This is a genomic window from Levilactobacillus suantsaii (genome assembly GCF_014069315.1).
Classification (GTDB): Bacteria; Bacillota; Bacilli; order Lactobacillales; family Lactobacillaceae; genus Levilactobacillus; species Levilactobacillus suantsaii.
This window is the reverse complement of sequence record NZ_CP059603.1, coordinates 1,344,194-1,370,163: the sequence shown is the minus strand read 5'-3', so window position 1 is coordinate 1,370,163 and position 25,970 is coordinate 1,344,194. Positions and strand designations below refer to the sequence as shown.

Here is a 25,970-nt window from a genome sequence, read left to right as displayed (position 1 = left end):
ACGATAGACAATTATTCTGCCGGACAAAAATGAACGTCAGCGCGCTAGAGTCAGGCTAGTAACCGCTTTCGCACCCCCTAAATAAATTTGCGCTGCGGCGTGCCGGATGGTCCGCCCCGTCGTATAGACATCATCCAGTAGCAATACCCGGCGATTCGCCAGCACCGTAGCGGCCTGCGGGACCAACTCAAATGGTTGTGGCATGGCCAGGCGTTCGCGGCGTGTCTTACTGGACTGGGGTCGGGGCTTGCGGGCAGGGGGTACGGTCAAGACCGATTGGAAAGGTTGGTCCGTTAACCAACCGGTCACTTGATTAAACCCGCGCGTCTGCCAGGTCGTTGCGGTAATCGGAATTGGCACCAATACGTCATACTCTATTTGAGCTAATGCGCGCCGTAAATAGGGCTGCATAACCAATCGTAATCGATAATCCCCCTGAAATTTATACTGTTGCATGTAGGCCTTTATCGCCTCATCGTACGGAAAGATGGCCTGGTTATGCCACTCATCAGCCCACCGGGCACAATCTGGACAGACGGTCGCCGTGGCCTGTTGACGGCCACATTGCGGACACTGCGGCGCGTGTAGCGGCTGTAACCGCTGCGCACAGGTCGTGCACAACTTAGGAGGCACGATGACTTGCCACCGTAGCAATATCCGCAACGTTACTGGCACTTTTACAACGGCCTGACACCATAGACAGGTTGCCATTACGACCGTCCCCCTAACCGTTTCCCCCGCCGATTCAACTCGCGAATCATGTGCTGAGCGTGGTAGATTTCCCGGGTTAAGCTTTGACAATAACACCAAACGTCACCGGTCGGATAGTCGCGATGGCGCCCCACTCGACCAGCAATCTGGACCAGTGCCGCAGTCGAAAAGACCGGGTCATCCCCACCCAAGATCACCACGAACACGGCGGGAAACGTGACCCCACGCTCTAGAATCGTAGTGGTGATAAGGCATTGTCCCTGACCATCCCGAAAGGCTTGGACCTTGGCCTGGCGGTCGGGGTCGGCGGCATGCACGGTCACGCCTTCGGGTAACCCCGCTTGCCGGAGTGCCCGGGCCACTAACCGCAAATCGCTCACCCGCGGCACGAAGAATAAGTATCGTTGGCCCGTCTGCGCATAGGCACGTAATTGCCGCAACACTTTAGGGGGCAACCCGTGGCGCACTAACCGGGTCCGCCCGCCCCCACTAGCTTAGTCCGCAACGGTGGTAAGAGGTGCCCGTGGTACCGCAGCGGCAGATAAGTCACCGCTAGTTGATGGCGTTTCAGTTTCCGCTGCAGGTCTGGTCCTGGGGTCGCCGTTAAATATAGGTGACATCCCGCGGGTTTTTGGGCCTGGACAATGGCGCGTTGAAGCATCGGGCTGGTTGCTAACGGAAAAGCGTCAACTTCGTCCACCACGATCCAATCGAAGGCGGCCTCGAACCGCAGCAGTTGGTGCGTGGTGCAAATAGTCAGTTGGCAGTACCGGTATGGCGCGGGTTGTCCCCCATACAAGACGGTCTGGGGCACCGCAGCAAACGCTTGGGCCAACCGTGGCGCCAGCTCCAAACACACATCGACACGCGGTGACGTCCACGCTACCCGCCATCCCCGTTGTAACGCCCACGCCAGTGCCGGGTACACCATCTCGGTCTTCCCCGCCCCAGTGACCGCCCACAACAATTGGTCACGTTGCGCCTGAACTAACCGGCAAACGGCTAAGGCAGCTTGATGCTGTTGCTCACTTAACGTCCCCGCCCAACTCAAAGGCGAATCCGACCATTTCAAAAACTGATTGGGTTCCGGAATAGTGTATAATTTAGTATGCTTAGTCAATCGCCCCAGGTTCAGACAGTGCCGACAATACGGTACGCCGTGTGGCAAGCAATCTTGCGGTGCGACCCACTGGTGACACCGCTGACACTGCCAGTGCCCGTTGACCAACTGTAACGCCGGTTTCCCCGTGGCCTCCGGGGGCGCTTGGGTGAGTGGCACGCGACGACCAAATAACTGAGTTTTATCCATAACTGACCATCCTTTCAGGTTATCCTGAAGGTAGGTCCGTAGGTCGCCAACGAAATTTTGAAGAAGGGTGTTCACATGGAAACAGACTATTTAACCGTAAAAGCTGCTGGTAAGCATGAACTGGAAAGCAAGAAGTCGCGTTTTATTGCCGATCTCGGCCGGGTCACGACCGAAGCCGAAGCTCAGGCGTTCTTAAACGACGTCATCGCCAGAGAACCCAAGGCCACTCACCATTGTTGGGCCTATGTCTTGGGTGACCACGACTATATCCAACGGGAAAGTGACAACGGCGAGCCCTCCGGGACGGCTGGCGTTCCCATCTTGACGGTCCTCCAACGCAACCACCTGCGCAACACGATTGCCGTGGTCACCCGTTACTTTGGTGGCATCAAGCTAGGTGCCGGAGGCCTCATTCGGGCTTATAGCAACGCCACGTCCACCGGAATCGAAGCCGTGGGCGTCGTGAAGCGCGTTCAGCAACGGGCCGTGCAGATCACCGTTAATTACCCGCACTACGACCAGCTGACCCACTACCTTGAAGAAAATCACCTCATTGTCTTACAGACCCTTTACACTCAAGTGGTCCAGATTACCATCGGCGTCGATTTAGCTGCCGTCGAGGCGACGACTCAAGCCCTCACCGACCTGCTGAACGACCGGTTAGACATCAAGCTGGGAGACGTAGCCTATCATGAGGTCCCTGTCGAAATCCATGCCAGCAGTCGCGATGATGCTTAATACCATAATTGACCAACCAAAAAGTCCCCCACAATCCTTGATGATTGCGCGGGACTTTTTGGTTGGACCCCTAGTGGTCCATTAAACTTTCAATCCGAAGTTTTTGACGTAAACTGTTTCACGATATGCTTAATCCAGTGCAATAGCGGTTGACGATTCGACCCAACCAGACCGATGGCTTCCACGAAGAGCTCTAGCCCCACCAGGATGGCCACGGTCAATAGGACCGAGCCCCAAATCGTCGACAACGGGTAAAGTAAGGCGATGAACGAAAAAATCAACGCAATCCCGTAGATGACCAACACCGTCTGGCGGTGCGTCAATCCCAATTGCATCAAGCGGTGGTGCAAATGGTGTTTATCCGCATGCGAAATGGGTTGCTTGTTTAGAATCCGGCGAATCATCGCGTAGACCGTATCCGTAATCGGAACCCCCAAGATGATGACCGGGATGATAACGGAGATGAAGGTGACGTTCTTTAACCCGTACAACGAGAAGCAGGCAATCATAAACCCGATGAATTGTGCGCCCGTATCCCCTAAATAAATCCGCGCTGGGAAAAAATTATAGGGCAAAAAGCCAACCATGGCGGCGACCAACGCAAAAATCATGATGGCGACCCAGGTGTTGGCCACGTTCAAGAAGAACAGCCCGGTAATCCCGGTCGTGGTCAAGGCAATGATAGACACCCCGGTGGCCAACCCATCCAGTCCGTCAATCAGGTTGATGGCATTAATGATCGCCACAATCCAAAGCAACGTAATGGGCAACGCCAAGAGCCCCAGGTGCCAGGTTCCCACAAACGGTAACGTCAGATAACGCATCCGCACTTCGGCCACGAAGTAAACTTCTAAGGCCGCCAGTAATTGCCCAAGCACTTTTTGATGGGGCTTGAGTTCAAAGACGTCATCGATCATCCCCTCAGCCACGATAATGCACTCCCCGCCAAACAGTCCCCACAGCTGATGAGTCGGCATTTGGTCCCGGAGTAAAAACATGGTGGAAAAGGTAAACGCAATAAAGATGGCCAACCCACCTAAGGTCGGCATGGCCACTTTGTTAACCCGACGTTGATTGGGCTTATCTACCGCCCCAATTTTAAACGCCAAGCGCCGAATAAACGGCGTTAGAATCGCGGAGATGATCATGGTAGCAAATAAGCTAACAATAATCTCAAATTTCATAACTGTCCTCTTTCTATTCTTAATAGCCAAGCTTAGCGCGGTATCCGCGCCGCTAGCTGGCGTCCCGTTTATCCCCGGGAACGTCCCCGTTGACCGCTAAACATGCGGTTCATGGCCATGACCCAAGTCCAGTCTGGAAGCCACCATGGGCTACCCTTCCCAGACCATTCCCACTCAGGTGGCCTTTTGCTAATTATACAAAGCCATGAAATCAAACACAACCGCCAGTTTAAATTGAAATAAACCAGTTCGGGTTAGTTCGGTCACCTAAACTCGCTTCACAAAATGAGGCACTGTCAAAAAATGACGGTGACGTGGCCACTTAGCTAATTCTCCCTAGTGATGGTTAGCTTCTCAGTTGTTTTAAATAGCAACTGTTTTGCCTCATAGCCATTATAAGTATTTTAGCTTGTACTTGAAAACTAAAATTCATATAATGGGCTTATGGAGTCGGCGAAGACTGCCGGCGTCTTTTCATGGCTCCAGAAGTGTATCAAACGCTTTGTGAAATTATTATATTTTGTTCGGTTCAGCTTAGCTGAATTAGAAGGGAGATTTTTTTATTGGCTACTCAAAATAAAGTCACACCAACTGACAGCCCGCAACCGACGCCTATCCTCATTCAAATGGGAATCTTCGCAGCGGTCCTCTTTGTTTCTAGTCTGATTTCACCGCTGTTTCCCGCATCGTTTCCTGTGCCAACGCCTGTTATTGGGCTGATTTTACTTTACCTGTTACTCGCAACCCACATCGTCAAACTGCATAACGTCGAAAAATTTGGCGATTTCATGATCAGTTTGATTGCCTTTCTGTTCGTGCCCTCCGGAATCCAATTAGCCGCTAACCTCGATATTTTACGGACTGAAGGGGTCCAGATTGTCTTAGTGACCCTGATTGCCACGATTATTCTCTTGGTTGTCGTAGCTTACACGACCGCTGGGTTCATCTGGTTGGCCAAGCACGTCTTCCACGTCAATACGACCGTCGACAACTAATTGCCCACCATTTTTTTGAAAGGATGATATCATGATTAGTTTAGCTGTAACACCGCACATGGCGGTCTGGGGCAAGTGGTTGAGCGACGCGCTCGGCACGACTGCCACCGGGGCCAGTGCCGGTAACGCCATTTTTGGAATCTTCTTGTCCCTGGTCGTTTACCTCATTGGCCAGTGGCTTTTCAAGATTGGCAAGGGCTTCTTCTTGTTCCAGCCCCTCTTCGTTGGGATGGTCCTTGGGATCTTCATTCTTTTTCTGTTGGCCAAGGCATTCGGGACCACGACTGCGGTCTTCTATAAATCCGCATACCTCCCGGGAGGTAACATTATCTTTTGGTTCTTGAATCCAGCCACGATTGCCTTCGCCATTCCGCTTTATCGGCGGAACGACATCGTCAAACGTTTCTGGCCGGTCATCTTGCTCTCATTGATTGTGGGCCTGTTCATTTCTTTGGTCATCATCTACTGGGTCGCCAAGCTTTTCGGCCTCAACAATGCGGGTATCGCATCGATGCTGCCACAAGCCGCCACGACTGCCATTGCCATGCCAATCTCTACGGCTATTGGGGGCAACGCCGCGATTACGGCGATGGCCTGCATTTTAAACGCCGTCATCATTTACGCCTTGGGTGATTGGCTGGTCAAGTTCTTCCGCATCAACCACGACCCCATCGGTGCCGGCTTAGGGTTAGGAACCGCCGGGCACACCGTGGGCTCCGCTAAGGCACTTCAATTAGGATCCATTCAAGGGTCAATGGCCTCCATCGCGGTGGTCATCATCTCCATCGTGGTCGACCTGGTCGTCCCTGCCTTTGCGTCCTTCATGGGCTTACATTAACTTCTAACCTTTGAAAATCGGCTTGATAGCAACTAAACGAGCGGATGCTATTACAGCCACTGAATAACTTAAAAGTGCACCGCCTTTAAACGGAAAATCCGTTTAAGGGCGGTGCACTTTAGCATTTTATCGCCGTCTCATTGTTCGTCACTATTTGAAAAATATATTAATCCCGAAATAAACGATGACCAGACCAATGATGGGAGTCAACCATTGGTTCAAATGGACCAGTTTAAACTTTCGCAAGACAATTGGCGTACCGACCGCCCCAATCACTGAACCGACCATCAAGGTCAACCCGGCACTCCAGGCAATCGACCCAGTAAATAAGTGACTGATCACCCCAACTAACGCCATCACGCTAATGACGTACGTCGACGTCCCAGCAGCTTGCATCGCGGGTAGCCCCAAGATCGACAGCCCCGCCGGTGGGACCACCACCAGTCAGACCGCCGATACCGACCATCAGGCCACTCAAGAAACCCAGACCGATAGCCACACCAAAGCGCGATTTACCCGCCAGGGTCTTGGCGCGGTGGCGTAAGCTTCGAATCACCACGATGGCCCCCATGACCATCAAAATGGTCCCGACGACCCAGTCATAGATTTTCGCAGGAATGAACGGTGCCACCCCAGTCCCTAAAAGGATGCCGGGCAACGAAGCTAGAATCATTCGGTTCCCCAGGTCGTAGTGGATGTTATGAATCCGCATCTGAACCGCACACCCAAAGACCAGTGCCGGAATCGCCACGACTAACGAGGTCGGCGCGGCCACGGCGGTCGACATTCCCAGCTCACTGGTCAAGACCCCCAGGTATAACGCGGCGCCACCGCCACCCATGATACTGATAAAGATTCCAATTAATAGTCCATAAAAGACAATTAACATTCCTGAGACGCCCCTTTTCACGGTTTAAGTACACCCCTCTATTTAAGTGGAACTGGTTCCACTTGTCAAGCCTCACCGAAAAGTGTAGGTTAGACGTAACTGATCATCGAGGAGGACTCATCATGCGCGCCGATGCCCGTGCCAACCAACAAAAAATTTTGACCACCGCTAACCGGCTGTTTGCGGAGCAAGGAGTCGCCAACGTGGGGATGAAACAACTGGCCCACGAGGCTCACATCGGGGTCGGGACTTTATACCGTAACTACCCCAGCAAGGGCGCCCTGTGCGTCGCCCTCATCCGTGACCGAATGCAGCACTACGTTGACCAGGCCAATGCTTACCTCGACACCACGACCGACCGGCCAGAAAAGCAACTGACTGTGATCTTGCAGGGCTACCTCGACGTGCGGGTGGCTCACGAAGGCTTCTTCACCATCATTGAAAATGAGACCACCCCGCTGGGCTTCACCCAACTCCTACAAACACCCATCTACCGCAACCGCATCGACCTGTTGATTCGGTTCCTGCGGCGCAACCAACCGGCGAGCTCCGAACAGTATTTGTGCTTTCAAGCCGACATGGTCGCCGCCATGCTCCGTAGCCGGGTCTACGCTTTCGAACGCCATCAACGACACCTGAGCAACCAAGACTTGCTCCACGCGATTCTACGTCTATTGACGGGCAAAACTCAGCAGTAGCCTGCAAGTCAACCTAAAAAATGAGCTTCCCCAATACTGGAGAAGCTCATTTTGCGTTTCATTCCTGCTAACTAGAATGAAACTACTCTTTTAAGTGATAATTATAAGTTGAAACGATGATGTTTTCCCGAGAGTTCAAGACGGTCCGCAAGCGTAACGCCGTTTGGTTATGCAGAACATTTTGCCATGGGTGCCGCGGGACAAACTGCGGGACCAAGACCGTCGTGGTAAAGTTCCGTTCAGTCGCCCGTTTAGCGATGACGTCACAGAACCGCAACGTTGGCGTCGCAATCGACCGGTAAGACGAGTGAATATCCACGAAGCGGATATCGGGGAATTCAGCCTTGAATTCCAAGGCTGTCTTGTGTTCCTTTTTGGGATTCTCGTCAAACGACACGTGCATCGCAATCACGTAGTCTCCAATGGAACGCGCGTAATTGATGGCGCCACTCGTTACCCGGGTGATGTTGCTGACCAGGACAATGACCGTGGCCCCATCGTACTCGTGGACCACCGACTTAGTCTTGGCTTCTACCCGTAACTGCCGAGCAACGTTGATGTAATGCTGATGAATCCGATAGAACATCATCAATAATAATGGCATGATGATTAGGTATGGCCAAACGTTCCCGAAATGCAAGAACAGTAAGAAGATAACCAGAATTAGTGAGATCAACGCCCCTAACAGGTTGATAGCGGCTTTACCCAGCCACCAGCCTTCTCGGACCCGGAACCAGTGAATAATCATCCCGGATTGGGACAAAGTAAACGGGACGAAGACCCCAACCGCATACAGCGGAATCAGTAAGGTCGTTTGCCCGTGGAAGATGAAAATCAACACGATGGCCCCAACGGCTAACGAAATGATTCCATTGGAATAGCCTAAGCGATCCCCACGGTCCAGATAAGCGTGTGGGAGAAATTTGTCTTTAGCCAAATTGTAAGCCAAAATGGGAAAGGCCGAGAACCCGGTGTTGGCCGCGACCGCTAAAATCAAAGCCGTAGACAGTTGCAGCAGGTAGTACAGCACCCCGTGGCCAAAGACGCCAGTGGCGATTTGGGAAAGGACGGTCTGACTCGATTCCGGTCGAATCCCCATGTAGTAACTCAAGTAGGTAATCCCGGCAAAGAAGATGGCCAAGATTCCAGCCATAATCGCCAGCGTCGTCGCCGCATTATGCCGCTTCGGGGCCTTAAAGTTCGGCACCGCGTTACTGATGGCTTCGACCCCGGTCAGAGAAGATGACCCAGAGGAGAAAGCCCGAAAGAACAGTAGCAGCGTCATGCCTTGCACCGGCGCACCTAGTCCGGCAGCAGCATGGTAAGTCACTTGACCCGTCGCGATGTTGTATAAGCCAACCCCGACCATGACTAGAATCATGACGATGAAGAAATACACTGGAATGGTCAAAAAGGCCGCTGATTCGCGCATCCCCCGTAGGTTCAATAACATAATCCCAATCACAATCAGGACGGATACTAACACCGAATACGGGGACAACGCCGGAATCGCCGACGTGATGGCCTCGGTCCCAGAAGTGGTCGAAACGGCCACGGTCAACATGTAATCAACCAGTAATGATCCCCCGGCGACCAGCCCCGCGTTTTGGCCCCAATCGGTGGTCGCAACCACGTAGGCCCCCCCGCCGGAAGGATATGCCCGGATAATCTGCTGATAAGAAAGCGTGATGGCAAATAACAGTACTAAAACCAAAGCGGCAACCCAGAGTTGGTACATCAGGGCTGCAGCGGATAAGGTAATTAAGACTGTGGTAATTTGCTCAGTACCATAAGCCACGGAAGATAGCGCATCAGACGACAGTAACGCTAAAGCTTTAAACTTAGTTAGCGCCTGGCCGCCTTCGTCCATGGTTTTGAGGGGTTTCCCAATTAAAACCCGCTTTAAATAATGCCACATGACTATTTACTCCTTATCTCCACGAAATAATGATTGAAACCCCGGCCAGAGACCGGAAAACACCACTCGCTTTTGCGAATGCAAACGTCATTCTACTACATCTAGGTCCACATTACCACAATTCTTCGCATTAACAACCCGCAATTTTACCGCCCCGAAGCCCCTCGCCGCCACCCGCTGCTTTCACTCCTAGGTACTCGTTGCCCGTCAACTTGTTTACCGGCTTAGCGATCCACCCATTTATCGGCGCCACCGCACACAAAAAAGCCCGGACCGAGGTCCAGGCTTGATAACACATTACTAATTTAATTGAGCTTACATCATACCGCCCATGCCGGGTTGTGCGGCTGGAGCAGCAGGTGCTGGGTTCTTTTCTGGCTTGTCCGCAACCACCGCTTCGGTCGTCAGCAACAAGGCAGAAACAGAAGCAGCGTTTTGCAGGGCAGAACGGGTGACCTTGGTTGGGTCGGTAATGCCGGCAGCAACCATGTCTTCGTACTTACCGTTGGCGGCGTTGTAACCAATACCTGGCTTTTCGCCCTTTAAGTGTTCAACGACAACGGAGCCTTCAACACCAGCGTTTTGCGCGATTTGGCGAACGGGTTCTTCCAGAGCGCGGAGCACGATGTTGACCCCCGTCTGTTCGTCGCCTTCAGCTTCAACGGCGGCGACATCCTTGATGACGTTGATCAAGGAAGTCCCCCCACCAGCAACGAAGCCTTCTTCAACGGCGGCACGGGTCGCGTTCAAGGCGTCTTCAATCCGGTACTTGCGTTCCTTCAATTCGGTTTCAGTAGCAGCACCGACCCGAACGACAGCAACCCCACCGGCTAACTTCGCCAAACGTTCCTTCAGCTTGTCACGGTCGAAATCAGAAGTCGTGTCAGCGATTTGACCCTTGATTTCATCAACCCGAGCGGAGATTTGGTCCTTAGAACCAGAACCTTCAACAATCGTGGTGTTGTCCTTCGTGACGTTGACCTTTTGAGCTTGGCCTAATTGATCGATGGTCGTGTCCTTTAAGTTCAGGCCTAAGTCATCGGTGATGACAGTCCCACCAGTCAGAACGGCGATGTCTTGGAGTTGAGCCTTCCGGCGGTCACCAAAGCCAGGGGCCTTAACAGCAACCACGTTGAAGGTTCCGCGCATCTTGTTCAAGACCAACGTTGGCAAAGCTTCACCAGTGATGTCATCGGCGATGATCAACAGGGAACGGCTTTGTTCAACGACGGATTGTAATAATGGTAAGATGTCTTGGATGTTCCCAATCTTCTTATCCGTGATTAAGATGTATGGGTTGTCCAGGTTAGCTTCCATCTTGTCGTTGTCGGTGACCATGTATTGAGACATGTAGCCACGGTCGAATTGCATCCCTTCAACCACGTCCAGGCTGGTTTCAACCCCACGGGATTCTTCAATGGTGATGACCCCATCGTTACCAACCTTTTCCATGGCGTCAGCAATCAAGGAACCAGTTTCCTTGCTGGCAGAAGAAATCGAGGCGATTTGGGCGATGTCGTCCTTGGTCTTCACATCGTGAGACATCTTGTGCAGGCCCTTAACGGCAGCGGCCGTTGCCTTTTCGATCCCGCGACGGATGCCAACTGGGTTGGCACCGGCCGTGACGTTCTTCATGCCTTCGTTAACGATGGCTTGGGTCAAAACCGTGGCCGTCGTAGTCCCGTCACCAGCGATATCGTTGGTCTTGGAAGCAACTTCGGAAACCAGCTTAGCGCCCATGTTTTCAAAGTGGTCGTCTAATTCGATGGCCTTAGCGATGGTAACCCCATCGTTCGTGATGGTCGGGTTACCGTAACTTTGTTCCAGCACCACGTTGCGACCCTTAGGCCCTAAGGTGGTCTTGACCGTGTCAACTAACTTGTCGACACCGGTTAACATTGCGCTACGTGCATCTTCAGAAAATTTCAATTCTTTAGCCATTATTCTCGTTCACCTCATATAGATTTTTTTAAATGAATTTTTAAATCAATCGTGGGGAAAGTCTTAGTCGATAACCGCAACTAAGTCCTTTTCGTGTAAAACAAGGTAAGTCTGGTCTTGGTACTTAACTTCCGTACCCGCATACTTATCGAATAAAACCTTGTCGCCAACTTTGACGCTTGGCGCAACCTTATCGCCATTGTCTAACACCCGGCCGTCGCCGACTGCGACAACGTTAGCCGTTTGCGGCTTTTCTTGCGCGTTACTTGCTAACACAATGCCGCCAACCGTTTCTTCTTGCTCTTCTGGTTGGTCTAAAATGACGCGGTCTCCTAATGGTTTTAACACTTGAATCCCTCCAATGAACTTACTATTAACATTAGTTTTTAGCACTGTTAGCACTTGACTAACATAAGTGCTAATCACAGTTTCTAATATATGAGTTTTCGTTTTAAAAATCAAGGAATTTAGCAAACTTTCTAAGGCGGCCCAACCAGTTGCACCCAATAACACCGTGTCGCCCCGGGCTTCTCGCCATTAGCGTACCAAAAAGGCGCTGGGACCGTGGTCCCAGCGCCATTCTCACCAATTCATCCTGCCTCTAGCATTTAAGGGGCGCAATTAGTCAGTTAAACGTGACGTTTTAAAGCCCTTAGGCTTCCTTTTGGTTGTAGTGTTCCAAAAAGTAGATCAGGGTCTGCAGTTCGTTGGTCAAGTCCACGTTTTGCACCCGAACGCCCTTCGGCACCGTAATCCGCAGTGGCGTGAAGTTCAAGATTCCTTTGATGCCACCCGCCACAGCTTCATTCGTCACTTCTTGGGCGACATCGGAAGGAATGGTCAAGATAGCGACCTGAATTTGCTGTTCCTCGAGTTGCGTCCGCAAATCAGACATCGGGTAAATCGGGACCCCACTTTGAATGGTGTTCGCAATTTCTTCATTGATATCAAACGCCGCACTGATCCGGACGTTACTGTCCTGGTGAAAGTTAAAGTTCAAGAGGGCGTGGCCCAAATTCCCGACCCCGATCAAGGCGACACTAGTCAGTCGGTCTTGGTTCAAGATCTTGCGGAAAAACTTAATCAAACTCTCGACGTCGTATCCGTAACCACGTTTCCCTAACGCTCCAAAGTAGGAAAAGTCCCGCCGAATCGTGGCGGAATCCACCTTTACTGCCTCGGAAAGTTCCGTGGACGAAACCCGCGTCTTATCCGCGTCCAAAAGAATATTCAAGTAGCGATAGTAAATCGGCAACCGTTTCGCCGTCGCGCGTGGAATTTTTTGTTCTGTCAAAGCATGTTACCTCCTAATCAATTCTTGCCGGTCATCGCTTGATAAGATTTCGTCACGATAACTTACAAACCTAACTTATAGTCTAATTGTGAAACCTGATTTCCTATAGATTATAGCATATCAGCCCATCTTGTGAAAGAATTTGCAAATATTTTTCAAATTCCTTCACAATCTGCATTTGTGCATAACGAGCCTAATTATTTCACAAGCCCGCCCAAAACGCAATTTTATTTCTCATATTTCTCACAAACTAGTTTACGGGGCAAAATTGTAGCGGTCGCTTCTACCCGTTGCTTCCCTCCATTCCCCCCTAGACAATATTTCGGCTTAACTGCACAATATGCTAAAATGAAGGTTATTAATGAAAGTCATACCGAAAAGGAGGTTGGTTTTGTGATTCTCTTACAAGTCCAACAAGTGTCCCGGCGGTTTGGCGCTACCGTGCTGTTTCACGACGTGACTCTCGACGTCAGTGACCACGGCCGGGTAGCGCTCGTCGGACGCAACGGGGCTGGTAAATCCACCCTAATTAAAATGATTGCCGGGGAAACCACCCCCGATGACGGTCAAATCACCCGCAAACGCGGATTGACCGTTGGCTACCAGGCGCAAAACGCCGGGTTAAACTCTACTAAAACTGTTTGGAATGAAATGTTAACCGTCTTCGCCAAGTTACGGGCGATGGAACAAAAAATGCACGACCTGGAAGGCCAAATGAGTGACCCCCAGGTCATTGCTGACGCCGACCAATTGCAGCAGATCACCAAGACCTACGATCAATTGCAACAGGACTTCAGTGACCAAAATGGATACGGCTACCAAGCCGAGATTCGGGGCGTACTCCACGGGTTCGAATTCAACGAAGACTACTATGATAAACCTGTCAGCGAGCTTTCCGGGGGACAACGGACCCAATTGGCCTTAGCCAAGCGCCTACTGGAAAAACCGGACCTCTTGATCTTAGACGAACCCACGAACCACCTCGACGTCGAAACTTTGACCTGGCTAGAAGGCTATTTACAAAGTTACCCCGGCGCCCTACTCGTCGTCTCCCATGACCGGTACTTCCTGGACCACGTGGCAACTGAAGTCTATGACATGTCCCGTGGCAGTCTCAGCCATTATCAAGGTAACTACTCGCACTTTATCGACGAGAAAGCTCAGCGACTCCAGCAAGCCTGGAAGGAATACGACAAGCAACAGACCGAAATCTCCAAGCTCGAAGACTTCGTTAACCGTAACATCGTGCGGGCCTCGACTACCAAGCGGGCCCAGGCCCGGCGCAAACAATTGGAAAAGATGGACCGCTTAGACCGGCCCGAGGGTGACGAAAAGGTCGCGCGTTTCTCCTTTCGTCCCCACCGCCAAAGTGGCAACGTTGTCCTCGACGTGGTCAACGCTGCCGTCGGATACGATGGCCACACCCTATCTTCGCCCATTAACTTGGACATCAAGAAACATCAAGCTATCGCCATCGTGGGGCCCAACGGGGTCGGTAAATCGACACTGCTTAAGACCATCTTAGGCAAGCTACCGGCGTTAAAGGGCCAGATCATTTTTGGCACCGGCGTAGACACCGGCTATTACGACCAAGACCAGGCTAACCTGCATGATAAGAAGACGGTACTTCACGAGCTTTGGGACGACCACCCAACCACGCCGGAGGGCGATATCCGCTCGATTCTGGGCAGTTTCCTGTTTACCGGCTCCGATGTGGACAAGACCGTTCACAGCCTCAGTGGGGGCGAAAAGGCCCGACTTTTGTTAACTAAGCTGGCCCTACGTCACGATAACTTCTTGATGCTTGATGAACCGACCAACCACTTGGATATCGATAGCCGTGAAGTTTTGGAAAACGCCTTAAACGACTTCGATGGGACCATCCTGTTCGTCTCCCATGACCGGTACTTCATCAACCAAATCGCCACGCAGGTAATCGAGTTAAGCCCTAACGGGACGACCCGCTATCTGGGCAACTACGATTACTATGTCTCCAAGAAGGCCGAACAAGATGCCTATGCGGCAAAGGAAGCCGCTGAAGCGGAGGCCGCCCACCCGACCGTCACGGCACCCAAGCAGACGCAGGTCGACTACCAACAACAAAAGGACCGCCAGAAAGCCAAACGCAAGCTTTCCCGGCAGGTCCAAGCCTTAGAAGACCAACTCGGAGACCTAGAAAAAGAGAAGACCCAAATCGAAGAAACTATGAGCCAACCAGAGTCTTTCAACGATGCCGATAAGCTGGCGGATCTTCAGCAACAGCTCGATGTCGTAACTACCAAGCTCGACCAGACCGAAGATGACTGGACCAACAAAAGCCTTGCCTTGGAAGATTTTGACGATGCAACTGATTAATTGACCTATCCTAAATATCCAAAAGGACGCGGAGAATTCTCCGCGTCCTTTTTCAATCAGGTATTCAATTCATGTTACTTCACCGCATCAGCAATCCAGTCGAATTCTAAGCTCGGGTCGGCATTTAGCGTGGCATCCGCAAAAACGCCATGGCGGTAGGCCACGTTGGCAAAGGCACCGATCATCGCAGCATTATCGCCACACAATTTGAGCGGCGCTTTGAGTAAATGCGTGCCGGCAACGTTGGCCAGGTCACGGTCCAAGCGTTCCCGCAAGCCGAGGTTAGCCGCCACCCCACCAGCTAAGATGAGCTGGTGGACCGGGTAATCGTGCAACGCGCGCAACGTCTTTTCAGCCAAAACGTCCACGACGGCTTGTTGGAAACTGGCCGCCAGGTCGTGCTTGTTAAGCGTGTCACCGACCTGGTCCGCGTGGTGAGTGGTGTTGATAAAGGCACTCTTCAACCCGCTAAAGCTAAAGTCGAAGTTGTCGTCGGTCTCCATCGCCCGCGGGAAGTGGAAGGTATCGTGACCCTGGTGGGCCCATTGATCAACTGTTTTGCCGGCTGGGTAGTTCACCCCCATGACCCGGCCAATCTTATCGTAAGCTTCACCGGCCGCATCGTCACGGGTCTCGCCAATGATTTCAAATTCATTTTCGGCGGGCATGTAGACCAGCTCAGTGTGACCCCCAGAAACCAGTAAGGCCATCGCCGGAAATTCGATGGGTTCCACGTACCGGGCCGCATAAATGTGCCCCGCCATGTGGTTGACCGGAATCAGCGGTAGTTTGTGGGCAAACGCCACGGTCTTGGCCGCAGTGACCCCAATCAACAACGCGCCGACCAACCCGGGACCGTACGTTACGGCCACGGCATCGAGGTCGTCGTAAGTCACGTTAGCCTCTTGTAAGGCGTCCTTGATGCACAAGGTCACCTCTTCGATATGGTGGCGACTAGCCACTTCGGGTACGACGCCCCCAAACCGTTGGTGACTCTTGATTTGGGTGGCAACAATGTTGGAGAGAATCCGGTGACCGTCTTCAACGACCGCCACACTGGTTTCATCACAACTCGATTCAAACGCTAGAATTAAATTTCGCTTATCCGTTGGACTCACTCCTTTTGATTATCAATCCCCACTAACTTGAGCAGTCGTCACTGTTCTTCCAAGTTTTCCGTCGTGGCGAGTGGCTTGTCCAAAGTCAACACCATATCCACGGCGTCCTCGTGATCACCGAAGTAGTAACCGCGCTTGATGCCGGTTTGGTGGAAGTTTAAATGATGATAGAGATGTTGGGCCTGTTGGTTCGAGATGCGAACTTCTAGGCTCACGGTCTTATAGTTCAATTGTTGGGCTTTATCGATCATGATATTCAGCAGGAAACGGCCGAGGCCCTTCCCTTGAAAGTCAGGTAAGACGGCAATGTTCGTGATATGGGCGTCTTGCGTCCGGTCATCAAAGGTACAACCGATGAACGCCAATAATTGGTCATTCTTACGTACGACCAAGTAAAGCCGATCACGTTCACGGCGGAGTTCATTGGCAAAAGCCGTCGAATCCCACGGGGCCTTCCCCGCGTACACGGCCCGTTCGATTTCAATCATTTCTGGAATATCGGTAAAGAGCGCCTTGGCGACAAAATAAGTCGCGCCCTTAACCTCGACTTGATGGTTTTTAACCCCCAACGTCTCCTCTCGAATGATTTCCCGATGCGTCCCAAAGACATTTTTATACCAGACTTTAAATTTTTTCAACATAGGATTGGTTAAACTCTTTTGGGTGGTTTGCGCGCCAGTCAGCTTCTGCCTGCGTCAGCCGTAAATAGTTAGGGACGAACCGATCAACATCGGTGACTGGGTCTAGGTGCTGACCTAGTAACCCAATTGTAGCAACTTGCGGCAGATTCAGCCAGCCATTGACCGCGGGTGTCGCGGCCGAAATCGTGGTGTGAATCTGGTCGCTAAAGTGGTCGGCATCGCCTAAGAACCAGATGGGTTCGGCGTACTCTTTAACGGCCGCTAAGAAATCGGTGATGCTAGTGTGCGCGTCAGCAATCACCGGTTGTGGCCCGTTTGCCGTGATCCGGTACAGCCCCGCAAAAACGTTTTGGTTGCGGGCATCGAACATCGGCGCTACCAACGCATTCATGACCGGCACGTTGGCGGCCAACGTGGCTAAGCTGGATACCGCCACTAAGTCGATATTCAACGTAGCTGCCAAGGTCTTAGCCGTAGTCACGGCGATTCGAATCCCAGTATAGGATCCGGGTCCAGCAGCCACCACGACCCGGTCTAAATCACCAGGCGTTAAGTCCGCCATGGCCAGTAACCGTTCAATCTCCGGCAAGAGGTACTCCGCGTGCTTTTGGTGGACCGTCACCGTAATGGTCGCTAATACCGTGTCATCATCTAACACGGCCACACTTAAGGGCCGGTTGGACGTATCAATTGCTAAAACTTTCATGCTTGTCAGGTCCCCCTCGACGAAATTCGCGCAACCAGATAACAAGAGCGGTGCGCCAGAATCGCTACACCGCTCCGTTCACCCGTTGGGCGTGATTGGTTTTCTGTCCGCGCAATCAGACGGTCTTACGATTTATCCAGTTTACTATACTACCACAAAATCGTCCCGACAACACCCTTTGGCAGAAACGGTACGCAAACTTAACGCGCCTGCCAACTCACCGTTGCAATCGCAGCGATAGTGCTACCCACTTTAATCTGGTGCTGGGTAGTCGTGGCGTCTGCTTGGACGGCCGCACTGATGACTTCGTGCCCGTATTGGACCTCATTTTCAAAACGAATCTGCACGTCTACTGGTCGGTGCGTCCGTAAGAAGTCCGCGGACAACGTATCGAACAACCAGTCGAAATAGTGGGCATTATTGACGTGACCGTTATTGTCGATATCAAAGTAACGGACCCGGTACGGTTTCGTCACTTGCGTCTTGGTCGTGTCCAACCGTTGCGGCCGGGGTAACCGGGGTAAACGCTTGACTTCTTCACTCTGGTACGGCGCCATCAATTCCGCGGGAATCGTGGCAATCTTGCGGGTCGCGTAACTCATGGTGACCCAGATTGAGTCGCCATATACCAAGGTGTCCCCGTTTTCCGCGAGTAACCAGTACTCGCGGTAGGCAAAGTAGCGGTTATACGACGTGGCGCGTGTCTTTAAGGTCACCCGCTCACCGATGTGGGGCAAGCGCGTTAATTGTAAGTGGTACTGGGTGACCACCCAACCGACACCTAAGCCGTGAATCATGTCGGCGAACATCCCTAATTCGATGTTCTGGTCATCAGAGACCAGGACGAATAAGTCAATCAGCGTCGCCACGGTCAACTGACCGGTCTCGTCGGCCTCATAATAAACAATCCGGTGGGGTTCTGTATATGCCTTAGCGCTCATCCGTTGATTCCTCCTGATTTAAATGATGATAAATGCGATAAACTTCTTGTTTCTTGAGGTGCCGTAAATTGGCGACCTCTTTAATCGCGGCGTTGGGACGTTCACCCGCCGCAATCAGGCGGTCAACTTGAACCGGAATTGGTTCACTCAAATCAATCGTATCTTCTTCCGTGGTCGGGTCCGGATTACCTCCGACCAAAACGACGAATTCCCCGCGCACGGTGTCGGTAGCGGCCCATTCGGCCAGCTCCCCTAAGGTGCCACGGAGAAATTCTTCGTACCGTTTCGTCAGCTCCCGGCACAACACGGCGGGCCGGTCCGCCCCAAAGCCACCAGCGAGGTTTGCTAGCGTCTTCTTCAACCGGTGCGGGGCTTCATAAAAAATCAACGTTTCCGGGCGTTGCGACAGCGCCGCGACTTCGGCCTTTTGGTCCTTGGGCTTGCGGTCCAAGAAGCCATAAAAGTAAAATGGCTGGGGCGCTAACCCGGAGGCAATCAAGGCGGTCAAGCCGGCATTGGCTCCCGGTAATGGAACTACCGGAATCTGGGCTTGGGCACAAGCCACGACCAGTTCGTGACCGGGGTCACTAATGGAGGGCATCCCCGCATCACTGACCTGGGCGATTTGGGCGCCCGCTTGGAGCTTGGCCAATAACTGCGGAATCCGTTCCTGCGTGTTATGCTCGTGAAAACTAAGTTGCTTAGTCGTAATCTCAAAGTGATTTAAGAGCTTTTGCGTGTTGCGCGTATCTTCGGCGGCAATCAGATCAACGTCCTTGAGGGTTTTAACGGCCCGAAACGTCATGTCATCGAGGTTGCCGATGGGTGTAGGCACCAGGTACAGCCGGCCGATCGTCTCGGATTGAAAACTACGTAGTCGTTGCATCGTTTCTAAATTCCTCCTATTGATCACGATAAATAACTTCTAAACAAAAGGCGCACTCTTCGTCTTGTTTCCGCCGCGTGCCGTAGAATTCCCGGCACACGTGAAACCCCTCTTCGTAGAGTTTTTCCAGAACCTGCCGGGACTTCGACAACCCCTGCTGGGTGGTTTCCGGGGCTTCTGGCAAGGTGCGCTGGAGCTCCTGCAGAAGATCACGCAAGTGTTGATTCTCAATTTCTAGTTCTGCGTTCTGTTCAAATACCTGAGTCAACTCTGCTTGCAAGTCCGTGAACTGGGTCAAAGTCGTCTCGAGTTGTCCCTTCAAATCCTTTAATTGATCATATACTGCTTGTTTATCCAAATTGCCACCCCTTTTCTGGTCGGTCTAGCGTGCGACTTGCGCCAAAATCTGTAACGTTAAGGTTTCTAAGATTGCTTGAAAATTCAGGTTCCCGGCGAGTTGTTGCCGAGTATTCAAGGTCAACGTGACCACCGCCACTAACCGATCGACACTCAGTTGCTGCGCGATTTGTTGGCTCTGCGTGGCGACCTGCGGGTAACTTAACGTCTCCTTGGCGACAGGTCCCGCTTGCTGTAACAGCGCGTCGTGCCAGACCTCCACCAACATATCCAAGACGATTCCTTGCCGATCGCGGTTTGTCGCCAGTGGGACCAGTTCCGTCTGGACCCGTACAAAGGCTCGTTCGTCAGCTTGGCAACAAGCACTGAACCAATGTTCAACCCGCTTCTGTGCCGTGGCCAACCAATCGTCAGCGACCAGGTCTTTAGCCGCAGCGATACTTTCGGTCAACGTCGTGAGTAAGGTTTGTTGGCTCGGAGCCACCCCCACATCAGCCAAGGCACTGGCTAGTTCCTTGGGGGCCACCGGCAAGAGGTCAACAATCTGTGTTCGCGATAAGATTGTGGGCAAAATCAAGTTTTTATTGGTGGTCAAGAGTAGGGCCACCGTGTTCCCGACCGGTTCTTCAATGAATTTCAACAGGCTGTTAGCCGCCCCGGTGGTCATCCGTTCGATTTGATCGACGATAAAGATCTTTTGGTTCCCTTCGACCGCGCTTTTGGTGAACTCGGCCTTTAGGTAACGGACTTGGTCGACCTTGATGCGTTGGCCGTCCGGGACCACCCGAATCACGTCGGGATGGTCACCAGCCAGGATGCGCCGACACTCGGCGCACTGGCCACAGGGCAACCCATCGGCGGTCACGTTTTGGCAAAATAACCGGAGCGCCACAGTTTCCGCTAGGGCCTGCCGTCCCGTGCCGTCCATGCCGTTAAACAGGTAGGCATGAGACAGGTCCCCAGCCTGAATCAAGTGCATGAAATGGGTCAACAGTTGTGGTTGCAGGCGTTGGACCGTCGTAATCGGGCTTTCTTCGGTCATGAGCACCCCCTAGAAGCGATGAAACTGGTCGACGGGGAGCACGAAGACCGTGGCGCCCCCGACCTGAACTTCTACCGGATACGACGAGGTGTTGTCCAATTGGGCATCCAGATTGACCGGCGGGGTCATAAACTGTTGCCGCGTGTGACTGGCAGTCTTGATCAAGTCCAAGACATCGTCGACCCGGTCATCCTCCAGCCCAATCATAAACGTGGTGTTCCCGGACTTGAGAAAGCCCCCGGTCGTCGATAAACGGGTTGCCCGGATGTCGTGGTCGATGAATTGGTTGCTCAACCGGTTAGCATCCTTATCCTGGACAATGGCTATTAACATTTTCATATGTGGAGTTCCTCCCTTAAGCGCCAGGGGTAAAGTAAGCCCTGGCGGTTTGTTTGATCAACGTCAACGCACTGGCCACCACCTGAGCGGGCGGTTGCGTGGCGTCAATCAGCTTAATGCGATTTGGCTCGGCTGCTTGTAAGCGCAGGTAAGCGGCCCGGACCCGGTCGTGAAACGCCGTTTTTTCAACGTCCAACCGGTCGACCTTGCGTGGGTCGCGGTGAGCCTGGATACGTTTCAACCCGACCTCGGCGGGAACGTCGAAGTAAACGGTCAACTCGGGTAGCAACCCGTCCGTGGCAAACGTGTTCATCTTCGCCACGGCGGCCTCACCAATCTGCCGGCCGGCCCCTTGGTAAGCCACCGAGCTGTCCACGTACCGGTCACATAAGACCAGTTGGCCGGCTTCTAAGGCCGGTAAAATGGTCTCGGCCAGATGTTGGCGCCGCGCCGCCGCGTAGAGTAACGCCTCGGTGCGGTAATCCATGGCCGTGTTGGCCCGGTCCAAAATAATCGACCGGATACTTTCTGAGATTGCGTTGCCACCGGGTTCCCGCGTGACCGTTAACCGGTCACCCAGTAGCGGCTGTAGTGTCGTGGTAATCGCCCGCAACGCACTGGTCTTGCCAGCGCCGTCCGGACCTTCAAAACTAATAAACGTTCCTGACAAAATTTTCGACCTCATTTTCACGTCATATCAGACGAGCTAATTCTCGACATTGTTGCATCCATTGTACTTTAATTCAGAATTGATGTCTATTTGCGAATGAGTCGCCCCACCAAAAAAGCCACCCCCCAGTCTCACTTTTTCTCGATTCATTTATTATGGTAGAAACCCGCTTACTTGGCACCTGATTAGCGCTCTGGCAAGCCAAAAAGGACCCCTCAAAATTCTTGAGAAGTCCCTGCAGGCACCTAAACATCGTATTCCGTTTCTTTAATGCCGGCATTCATCAGATCATAAGGTGATTGCATCCGTTCGGCATCCCAGGTCGCCACCCCTACGACCAACCGGATATCTAGTGACGCTAATTCCTCGGTCGTGGTGACGGCTTCAGCGAACTGCGTTTTGATTCGTTCCGCCACCACCGTGGCCCCGTTCGACGTGGCGAACAGCAAGGCCGCCCAAGTCGGGTTATTGCGGTCCAACAAATAAGTGATGTCATTAGTCCGCATCCCCTGTTTGACGGTCTGTGACACCAATTGAAGTAACGCCTTCAACTGGGTCTCGCTCAGCATGTTGCGCATCTCATGAAAGTAGCGCACCCGAATGATCATGGTGGCTACCGGCAAGTCAAACTGTCGGTTGGTCTCCGTAAACACCGCAGTGTCTTCGATGTAGGAGACCGTAGTGCGCAGATTGGTGACCTCATCGAACGCCCCCCGCTCCACCAGGTCGCTTTGCAGCTTAACATTTTGGGCCTGCAACCGCCGCGAATGGGCCGTCATGCCGTAAAACGACAGCGATAATAATAGTGGAATGAACAACCAATACAGCAAGACCCAGGGAACTTGATGGTCTAAGACCTGATTTTCATAAATCACCGCTAATAATTGGACAAAGATAAAGAGCAAATTAGCCAATAATCCGGTGATCAAGCCCCCAAAATGGGTCGTCAAAATGAGACAGATTGTCACCCCCAAAAAGATGGTATTCAAGAACAAGTACTGGGGACGGGTAGCTGCCATGCCAATAGCCAGGACGCTCATCCATCCCAAAAAGGCCATCAGATAGATGTCGGTCAACCAATTTTCACGGTTCTGTTTAGTCATAACGAGTCCCCCCTCGGTGCCGTAAACCCCGGTGCTTTCGCCACAGTAAGACGAGTGCCAGGCTGATGACGGCCATGACGCCAGCCGCAATCCCCAGGTACAGCCCCAATTGGCGGTTCTGGGTCAACCGATGATGGGCCGTAGCTGCGGGATCGATCAGCGCTTGGCGTTGGAAACGAAAGTGCCGTTGAACGTTATCAGCATCGACTACCAACGCGTCGCCACCGATTACTGACAAATCTGCTGGCGTACTCAGGTGAGTCGCTGCTCTGGCAGTCGCATCTGGTGTGGCGCCGGTAACGACCAGTAACCCGCGCCGGTCATTATACGGGGAACGTAAGAGTTGCGCCGTTCCCAACGTTGCCCCGTACCGCGGTTCAACGCTCAACTTTTCGTTGGCCACTACCCGCGTCTCGGCGGTGTTGAATTGAAAATACAAATGGTCGTTGAGGTCGTGAATCAGGGGATTTTGCCGCGGCGTGCCCAACGCAATCACGTTAGCCGTCTTCAAGACGTCTTCGTGGGGTCGCTGGTGGTAAAACTGCAGTTGGCCCCGATTACTGTCGACGTAATGGCCTAAGAGGGCAAATACCCGGCTGAGTGTCTGATAATCGGCGGCCGTCAGCTGCCGCGGACGCACAACGGCGAGATGGTCGTAGGCACCCTGCTGTAAAAAGAGCCCCGGATATTGAGCAAACAGCAAGCGGTCCCCGGTTCAATGATCTCCCAGGGTGTCGGCCGGGCACTCCCCTTAGCACTGGTCGCCACGGGCAAGTCTAAGGCCACCCGCACGGTAAAATCATGCCCCACGGCTAAGCGTTGGGGGATACGCACGCTAAAGGTCTCCCCATCGGCGTGGCGTGCGGTCAATCGATGACTTCCAATGGACTGACCGTTGACGCTCACGGTCGCTAAAGCGGCTTGGAAATCCAGGTTCTTAGCGTAGCGCAATTTGACTTGAATAGTCGATCCCGCCGCAGCTACCCGGTCGACCGGCAACTTGACGAAATAATCGCGTTCCTGTCGCGTTGCCCCCACCAGCCGGTCTGCCGTGGTCGTCAAGGCGTACTCATTTTGTGGCGTCGTCTCCGGCGTGAGCACCGCACTCTGCGCGGTCAAAGTTGTACTGGCGTGGGTGGCTTGCCGCAAGAGCTCCGCGTTCGCCAGGTACCGTCCGGCTTGGGCCAACAATTTGGCGTTCGGGGCTGTGACGATCAGGTAATGTTTATTAGCTGCGTCATAACGTTGGATCCGTGCTGTTTGTCCCAGTGAAGTGCGAGAAATCTGGTGCTGGAAGCGAGCCGGTAAATGGTCGTAGGTCGCCAGCACAATCTGGTAGGTCGCTTTCTTGGCAATCGCCGTGTCCGCCGTAGTGACTGGCAACTGCTGGTCGACGGTCGGGGTAAAACGCGTCCCCCCGGTCACGGCCAGCATCCCCGCTTGCAGTTCCGCATCGGAAACCTGGTCAGGTAAAATAACAGCCGCTCGTTGTTGACTGATGGTGTCTAAGCCCGTTAGCCGCTCGTAAAACGTGCTAATCTTTTGACCGGGTGCCCCCACCGTGTAGGCACAAGTCACACTTGACGCTGGCATCACGGTCAGCCAGTTGGCCGCACCAGAGGTCGTCGCGTCACTGCTCTGGTCACTGGTCAACTGCAGCTGACCACTCAACTTGACCACGTTATGCCGCCGCACGGCCGAGACCGGCAAAGTAACTTGTCGGGTCTGCACGCTGGTGCGGTGCTGGGGCCGAAACGTCGTGACTGGCGTACCATTCAAACTCACGGTCACAGCCGATAACCGCTGATCCGTTAACGGTGACACCTGAAAGGCCAACGTGAGCGTCACGTGGCTGAGTCGCCAGTAATCGGTCGTTGTAAAATCTCCGCTAGTTACCACCGCTTGTCCAGCCAAACTGCTGGCTGTCGGGTGAAACGGTTGGGTGTAGGTCTGAGACGTCGCCGCAGCCTGGGCAGTTTTCTGCGGTCCCAGGCTCCCCCAGCTACTGACCAGCAATAACAACCCCACGGCCCACCAGAGTCTACTGATAACGCTTGGTCTTGTACCATTTTGCTGGTTGATGAAAAACTTGTTCACGAATATATTCCCCCATCCCATAGGTTGCAACAGCCAGCCACAGCTGACTATATAGTAGGTACATCCAAATAATGATCACCAGGTTGCTAAGCGTCATTTCGCCCTTTTCCGTGGTGATGGTCACAAACGTGCTAATCACAAACAACACGATGGCAAAGACCCACAAGGTATTAGTGAATCCCTGTAATGTCGAATGAGCCACCCCCGCCACCGACAGAACGAACACGCTATCGGAAAGCACTAACGATGCCATTAAGACGAAGTAAACCACTAAGAAATACAGCAAGTCGAAACGAATCGGCCGGCCAACCTTCCGAAACAGCAGGGGCAGATTCTTCAAAATCACGTAAATGTTGCCCTTGACCCAGCGCGTTCGTTGGTGAAACCAGACGTCAAGTGTCTGGGGTTCCTGCTCCCAGGTCACCGCTTTAGGCTGGAAGTTGATGCGGTAGCCCAACCGGTAGAGCCGAAAGCTGACTTCGGTATCTTCCGCCAGGGCCTTAGTATCAAAGCCTCCAATTCGTTCTAAGACCGAGCGACGAATCACGTAGTTGGTCCCCGGAATCGTACAAAGTTTGAAGAGTCGTAACCGCCCCGCCTGTGCCATCCACTGGAAGGCCAGGGTCTCGATATTGACGAAGCGGGTCAACAGTGTCGCCCATTTGTTACGGGTCCGGAATTTGCCAATTACTGCGCCGTAATGCTGGTTCTGCAACAGATCCGCGACCAATAACCGCAAGGCGTCGCGTTCCGGAGTGTTATCCGCATCGTAGACCGCAATCACCGTTCCTTGCGCCCCCCGTAATGCTAGGTTCAGCGCGTTGGATTTTCCCTTACCGCCGGTCTGGGCATCGGTGTTGATGACCGTTAAGTTCCGTTGCGGGTAGTCAGCCTGTAACTGCGCCAATAACTGAGCGGAATTATCACTCGAATTATCGTTGATCACGATGATTTCGTAACGGTCGTGTGGGTAATCCAAGTTCAACAACGCCACCACTGTCCGTACGATTACGATGCCCTCGTTATGGGCGGGGACCATCACACTCACGAACGGGGCCACTGCCGGCAATCTCGGCGCCGGGGTACGAACGGTCCTTAAGTATTGGGTGTATCCCGCCATCGTCAAAATCAAATTCACGACTAGAATGCCCCAAATTGCTAAAATCGCCACAAAAACAAACCAATCTAACCCACTCATTC

24 protein-coding genes and 2 pseudogenes are annotated in these 25,970 nt (G+C 52.8%); 5 read left to right on the top strand and 21 right to left on the bottom strand.

Going from position 1 to position 25,970, the window contains the following annotated elements:
• Positions 1–36: 36 nt before the first annotated feature.
• Both H3M12_RS06315 and H3M12_RS13125 read right to left on the bottom strand, forming a co-directional pair.
• A complete protein-coding gene (locus H3M12_RS06315) occupies positions 37–711 on the bottom strand; it encodes a ComF family protein (protein WP_182150520.1) in 675 nt (224 codons plus the stop codon).
• Positions 711–2,020: pseudogene (locus H3M12_RS13125) on the bottom strand (DEAD/DEAH box helicase). Before H3M12_RS13125 ends, H3M12_RS06315 begins: the two are co-directional and overlap by 1 nt.
• Positions 2,021–2,095: 75 nt before the next feature.
• Between H3M12_RS13125 and H3M12_RS06305 the strand changes: the two are divergent.
• Positions 2,096–2,758 (top strand): YigZ family protein, encoded by a 663-nt coding sequence (locus tag H3M12_RS06305; protein WP_129031167.1) that lies wholly within the window; start codon positions 2,096–2,098, stop codon positions 2,756–2,758.
• Between the two features lie 89 nt (positions 2,759–2,847).
• On the opposite strand, the gene H3M12_RS06300 is transcribed toward H3M12_RS06305, so the two are convergent.
• Positions 2,848–3,942 carry a glycosyltransferase family 4 protein gene (locus H3M12_RS06300; protein ID WP_182150519.1) on the bottom strand — a complete coding sequence of 365 codons (1,095 nt, stop codon included), beginning with the start codon at positions 3,940–3,942 and terminating at the stop codon, positions 2,848–2,850.
• A gap of 626 nt (positions 3,943–4,568) precedes the next feature.
• Between H3M12_RS06300 and H3M12_RS06295 the strand changes: the two genes are divergently transcribed.
• Positions 4,569–4,937 carry a CidA/LrgA family protein gene (locus H3M12_RS06295; protein WP_129031222.1) on the top strand — a complete coding sequence of 123 codons (369 nt, stop codon included), beginning with the start codon at positions 4,569–4,571 and terminating at the stop codon, positions 4,935–4,937.
• Positions 4,938–4,968: 31 nt separating this feature from the next.
• Complete coding sequence (gene lrgB / locus H3M12_RS06290) at positions 4,969–5,775, top strand: antiholin-like protein LrgB (RefSeq protein ID WP_129031169.1); 807 nt, start codon at positions 4,969–4,971, stop codon at positions 5,773–5,775.
• Between the two features lie 150 nt (positions 5,776–5,925).
• Here the strand turns inward: lrgB and H3M12_RS13120 are convergent.
• Positions 5,926–6,616, bottom strand: a pseudogene (locus H3M12_RS13120) (sulfite exporter TauE/SafE family protein).
• Positions 6,617–6,786: 170 nt separating this feature from the next.
• On the opposite strand from H3M12_RS13120, the gene H3M12_RS06280 reads away from it, so the two are divergent.
• Complete coding sequence (locus H3M12_RS06280; RefSeq protein WP_129031170.1) at positions 6,787–7,362, top strand: TetR/AcrR family transcriptional regulator; 576 nt, start codon at positions 6,787–6,789, stop codon at positions 7,360–7,362.
• Positions 7,363–7,444: 82 nt separating this feature from the next.
• Here H3M12_RS06280 and H3M12_RS06275 read toward each other — a convergent pair whose 3' ends face one another.
• The 4 genes from H3M12_RS06275 to H3M12_RS06260 all read right to left on the bottom strand — a co-directional run bounded on the left by H3M12_RS06275 (position 7,445) and on the right by H3M12_RS06260 (position 12,515).
• Positions 7,445–9,280 carry an APC family permease gene (locus H3M12_RS06275; protein WP_129031171.1) on the bottom strand — a complete coding sequence of 612 codons (1,836 nt, stop codon included), beginning with the start codon at positions 9,278–9,280 and terminating at the stop codon, positions 7,445–7,447.
• Between the two features lie 315 nt (positions 9,281–9,595).
• Positions 9,596–11,221 carry a chaperonin GroEL gene (groL, locus tag H3M12_RS06270; protein ID WP_182150518.1) on the bottom strand — a complete coding sequence of 542 codons (1,626 nt, stop codon included), beginning with the start codon at positions 11,219–11,221 and terminating at the stop codon, positions 9,596–9,598.
• A gap of 63 nt (positions 11,222–11,284) precedes the next feature.
• Entirely contained in the window at positions 11,285–11,569 is a 285-nt protein-coding gene (gene groES / locus H3M12_RS06265) for a co-chaperone GroES (protein WP_129031173.1), read from the bottom strand.
• 304 nt (positions 11,570–11,873) lie between these two features.
• Positions 11,874–12,515, bottom strand: coding sequence for a redox-sensing transcriptional repressor Rex (locus H3M12_RS06260; protein WP_129031174.1), 642 nt, complete (start codon positions 12,513–12,515; stop codon positions 11,874–11,876).
• A 393-nt stretch (positions 12,516–12,908) separates the two neighbouring features.
• Here H3M12_RS06260 and H3M12_RS06255 point away from each other — a divergent pair, with 393 nt between their 5' ends.
• Positions 12,909–14,870, top strand: a complete 1,962-nt coding sequence (locus H3M12_RS06255; RefSeq protein WP_129031175.1) for an ABC-F family ATP-binding cassette domain-containing protein — start codon at positions 12,909–12,911, stop codon at positions 14,868–14,870.
• 74 nt (positions 14,871–14,944) lie between these two features.
• On the opposite strand, the gene tsaD is transcribed toward H3M12_RS06255, so the two are convergent.
• The 13 genes from tsaD to H3M12_RS06190 all read right to left on the bottom strand — a co-directional run bounded on the left by tsaD (position 14,945) and on the right by H3M12_RS06190 (position 25,968).
• Positions 14,945–15,988: a tRNA (adenosine(37)-N6)-threonylcarbamoyltransferase complex transferase subunit TsaD gene (tsaD, locus tag H3M12_RS06250; protein WP_182150517.1), complete on the bottom strand. Its 1,044-nt coding sequence runs from the start codon at positions 15,986–15,988 to the stop codon at positions 14,945–14,947.
• Between the two features lie 38 nt (positions 15,989–16,026).
• Positions 16,027–16,629: a ribosomal protein S18-alanine N-acetyltransferase gene (gene rimI / locus H3M12_RS06245; RefSeq protein WP_129031177.1), complete on the bottom strand. Its 603-nt coding sequence runs from the start codon at positions 16,627–16,629 to the stop codon at positions 16,027–16,029.
• A complete protein-coding gene (tsaB, locus tag H3M12_RS06240) occupies positions 16,613–17,335 on the bottom strand; it encodes a tRNA (adenosine(37)-N6)-threonylcarbamoyltransferase complex dimerization subunit type 1 TsaB (RefSeq protein WP_129031178.1) in 723 nt (240 codons plus the stop codon). Before tsaB ends, rimI begins: the two co-directional genes overlap by 17 nt.
• Before the next feature lie 200 nt (positions 17,336–17,535).
• Entirely contained in the window at positions 17,536–18,276 is a 741-nt protein-coding gene (locus tag H3M12_RS06235; RefSeq protein ID WP_129031179.1) for an acyl-[acyl-carrier-protein] thioesterase, read from the bottom strand.
• Positions 18,266–19,162 carry a 16S rRNA (cytidine(1402)-2'-O)-methyltransferase gene (gene rsmI / locus H3M12_RS06230; protein WP_182150516.1) on the bottom strand — a complete coding sequence of 299 codons (897 nt, stop codon included), beginning with the start codon at positions 19,160–19,162 and terminating at the stop codon, positions 18,266–18,268. Before rsmI ends, H3M12_RS06235 begins: the two co-directional genes overlap by 11 nt.
• A 16-nt stretch (positions 19,163–19,178) precedes the next feature.
• The gene (locus H3M12_RS06225; protein ID WP_129031181.1) at positions 19,179–19,520 is read right to left on the bottom strand and encodes a DNA replication initiation control protein YabA; all 342 of its coding nucleotides are present in this window, start codon (positions 19,518–19,520) and stop codon (positions 19,179–19,181) included.
• Positions 19,521–19,544: 24 nt separating this feature from the next.
• Positions 19,545–20,561: a DNA polymerase III subunit delta' gene (gene holB / locus H3M12_RS06220; RefSeq protein ID WP_129031182.1), complete on the bottom strand. Its 1,017-nt coding sequence runs from the start codon at positions 20,559–20,561 to the stop codon at positions 19,545–19,547.
• 9 nt (positions 20,562–20,570) lie between these two features.
• Entirely contained in the window at positions 20,571–20,900 is a 330-nt protein-coding gene (locus H3M12_RS06215) for a cyclic-di-AMP receptor (protein WP_129031183.1), read from the bottom strand.
• Positions 20,901–20,916: 16 nt separating this feature from the next.
• On the bottom strand, positions 20,917–21,585 hold the full coding sequence (gene tmk / locus H3M12_RS06210; RefSeq protein ID WP_129031184.1) for a dTMP kinase: 669 nt from the start codon (positions 21,583–21,585) through the stop codon (positions 20,917–20,919).
• Positions 21,586–21,815: 230 nt separating this feature from the next.
• Entirely contained in the window at positions 21,816–22,673 is an 858-nt protein-coding gene (locus H3M12_RS06205; protein ID WP_129031185.1) for a diguanylate cyclase, read from the bottom strand.
• Positions 22,666–23,313, bottom strand: coding sequence for a hypothetical protein (locus H3M12_RS06200; RefSeq protein WP_233449139.1), 648 nt, complete (start codon positions 23,311–23,313; stop codon positions 22,666–22,668). The genes H3M12_RS06205 and H3M12_RS06200 overlap by 8 nt, the downstream gene beginning before the upstream one ends.
• On the bottom strand, positions 23,295–24,770 hold the full coding sequence (locus tag H3M12_RS06195) for a cellulose biosynthesis cyclic di-GMP-binding regulatory protein BcsB (RefSeq protein WP_182150514.1): 1,476 nt from the start codon (positions 24,768–24,770) through the stop codon (positions 23,295–23,297). The genes H3M12_RS06200 and H3M12_RS06195 overlap by 19 nt, the downstream gene beginning before the upstream one ends.
• The gene (locus tag H3M12_RS06190; RefSeq protein ID WP_182150513.1) at positions 24,715–25,968 is read right to left on the bottom strand and encodes a glycosyltransferase; all 1,254 of its coding nucleotides are present in this window, start codon (positions 25,966–25,968) and stop codon (positions 24,715–24,717) included. Before H3M12_RS06190 ends, H3M12_RS06195 begins: the two co-directional genes overlap by 56 nt.
• Positions 25,969–25,970 lie beyond the last annotated feature (2 nt).

Excerpts from the sequence above, each read along its gene's own strand:
- H3M12_RS06190 (WP_182150513.1), bottom strand. The coding sequence starts at position 25,968 with ATGAGTGGGTTAGATTGGTTTGTTTTTGTGGCGATTTTAGCAATTTGG.
- groL (WP_182150518.1), bottom strand. The coding sequence starts at position 11,221 with ATGGCTAAAGAATTGAAATTTTCTGAAGATGCACGTAGCGCAATGTTA.
- H3M12_RS06315 (WP_182150520.1), bottom strand. The coding sequence starts at position 711 with ATGGCAACCTGTCTATGGTGTCAGGCCGTTGTAAAAGTGCCAGTAACG.
- H3M12_RS06280 (WP_129031170.1), top strand. The coding sequence starts at position 6,787 with ATGCGCGCCGATGCCCGTGCCAACCAACAAAAAATTTTGACCACCGCT.
- H3M12_RS06300 (WP_182150519.1), bottom strand. The coding sequence starts at position 3,942 with ATGAAATTTGAGATTATTGTTAGCTTATTTGCTACCATGATCATCTCC.
- tmk (WP_129031184.1), bottom strand. The coding sequence starts at position 21,585 with ATGAGGTCGAAAATTTTGTCAGGAACGTTTATTAGTTTTGAAGGTCCG.
- H3M12_RS06305 (WP_129031167.1), top strand. The coding sequence starts at position 2,096 with ATGGAAACAGACTATTTAACCGTAAAAGCTGCTGGTAAGCATGAACTG.
- H3M12_RS06205 (WP_129031185.1), bottom strand. The coding sequence starts at position 22,673 with ATGACTAAACAGAACCGTGAAAATTGGTTGACCGACATCTATCTGATG.
- H3M12_RS06295 (WP_129031222.1), top strand. The coding sequence starts at position 4,569 with ATGGGAATCTTCGCAGCGGTCCTCTTTGTTTCTAGTCTGATTTCACCG.
- holB (WP_129031182.1), bottom strand. The coding sequence starts at position 20,561 with ATGACCGAAGAAAGCCCGATTACGACGGTCCAACGCCTGCAACCACAA.
- H3M12_RS06275 (WP_129031171.1), bottom strand. The coding sequence starts at position 9,280 with ATGTGGCATTATTTAAAGCGGGTTTTAATTGGGAAACCCCTCAAAACC.
- H3M12_RS06235 (WP_129031179.1), bottom strand. The coding sequence starts at position 18,276 with ATGAGCGCTAAGGCATATACAGAACCCCACCGGATTGTTTATTATGAG.
- H3M12_RS06215 (WP_129031183.1), bottom strand. The coding sequence starts at position 20,900 with ATGAAAATGTTAATAGCCATTGTCCAGGATAAGGATGCTAACCGGTTG.
- rsmI (WP_182150516.1), bottom strand. The coding sequence starts at position 19,162 with ATGCAACGACTACGTAGTTTTCAATCCGAGACGATCGGCCGGCTGTAC.
- lrgB (WP_129031169.1), top strand. The coding sequence starts at position 4,969 with ATGATTAGTTTAGCTGTAACACCGCACATGGCGGTCTGGGGCAAGTGG.
- tsaB (WP_129031178.1), bottom strand. The coding sequence starts at position 17,335 with ATGAAAGTTTTAGCAATTGATACGTCCAACCGGCCCTTAAGTGTGGCC.
- rimI (WP_129031177.1), bottom strand. The coding sequence starts at position 16,629 with ATGTTGAAAAAATTTAAAGTCTGGTATAAAAATGTCTTTGGGACGCAT.